At 76.9% G+C, this 1,165-nt stretch carries 2 protein-coding genes and 1 pseudogene; 2 read left to right on the top strand and 1 reads right to left on the bottom strand.

From position 1 onward, the window contains the following. The coding region (locus AOK23_RS38590) for a hypothetical protein (protein ID WP_063791480.1) at positions 1-272 on the top strand (272 nt) is incomplete at its 5' end. Then, positions 269-943 carry a class F sortase gene (locus AOK23_RS38585; RefSeq protein ID WP_055717134.1) on the top strand — a complete coding sequence of 225 codons (675 nt, stop codon included), beginning with the start codon at positions 269-271 and terminating at the stop codon, positions 941-943. The genes AOK23_RS38590 and AOK23_RS38585, both read left to right, overlap by 4 nt. A gap of 36 nt (positions 944-979) precedes the next feature. On the opposite strand, the pseudogene AOK23_RS50915 reads toward AOK23_RS38585, so the two are convergent. Next, a pseudogene (locus AOK23_RS50915) lies at positions 980-1,165 on the bottom strand (sortase domain-containing protein); the annotation flags it as partial.

The following is a 1,165-nucleotide window of genomic DNA, read 5'->3' as shown; positions in this document are numbered from 1 at the left end:
CCTCCACCCCCACCCCGGTGCCGTCCACCGCCGGTCCCGCCGAGGAGTCGGCCACGCCCGAGCCCACCGAGGACGACAACGCCACCGAGCCGTCTCCGGTGCCCAGCCAGGTCTCCGTGGTGCCGAGCGGGGCGCCCGACACCGGGGAGGCGGCGGGGTCGGACGGCTCCGGGACCGGGGCTGTGCTCGTCGGCTCGGGCGCCGTCGCGGCCCTCGTCGGCGGAGCCGGCGCGATCGTCCTCGTCCGGCGCCGCCGGGGCGACGCGGCATGACATCGCCCACCGCGGCGCTCTCCCGGCGCTCCCTCGTCGCCGTGGCGGCGGCCTCGCTGCTCGTCGGGTGTCAAGGGAGCGGCGGGGCCGGGGGCCGGGACTCGGGCGCTCCCCCGGTCGACAGGGCCCCGTCTCCCCCGTCGTCGGACGCGTCCCGTGGGTCGCCCTCCTCGGGCAGGTCGCCGTCGCCGCTGGCGCGCTCCGTGCCGGTCAGGCTGCTGATCCCGGCCATCGGGGTGGACACGCCCGTCATGGGGCTGGGGCTGGCGGCGGACGGGAGCGTGGAGGTGCCGCCGGTGGCGGAGCACGACCGGGCGGGGTGGTACCGGCACTCACCGACGCCGGGGCAGACCGGCCCCTCGGTGATCCTGGGGCATGTCACGGTCGGGGCCTACGGCGACGGTGTCTTCCGCCGGCTCGCGCGGCTGCGGCGCGGCGCGCGGATCACCGCGCGCCGGGCCGACGGCTCGACGGCGGAGTTCACCGTCGACCGCGTACGGACCGTCGCCAAGGCCGACTTCCCGGCGGCGGAGGTCTACGGGAACGTGGACCGCCCCGAACTCCGTCTCATCACCTGCGGTGGCCCCCGCTCCGGCGAGGAGTACCGGGACAACGTCATCGTCTTCGCCACGCTGAGCGCCACCGGCCGTACGGGCGAGCCGGTGCCGTGACCGGTCACCCCTCCCCCGCCGCCCGCCCGTACGGCCGGTGGCGCTCAGCGTGGCGAAGACGATGACGTTGTCCCGGTACTCCTCGCCGGAGCGGGGGCCACCGCAGGTGATGAGACGGAGTTCGGGGCGGTCCACGTTCCCGTAGACCTCCGCCGCCGGGAAGTCGGCCTTGGCGACGGTCCGTACGCGGTCGACGGTGAACTGCGCCGTCGGGCCGACGGC

The organism is Streptomyces torulosus (assembly GCF_001419765.1).
Classification (GTDB): Bacteria; Actinomycetota; Actinomycetes; order Streptomycetales; family Streptomycetaceae; genus Streptomyces; species Streptomyces torulosus.
This window is presented reverse-complemented; position numbering and strand designations above follow the sequence as displayed.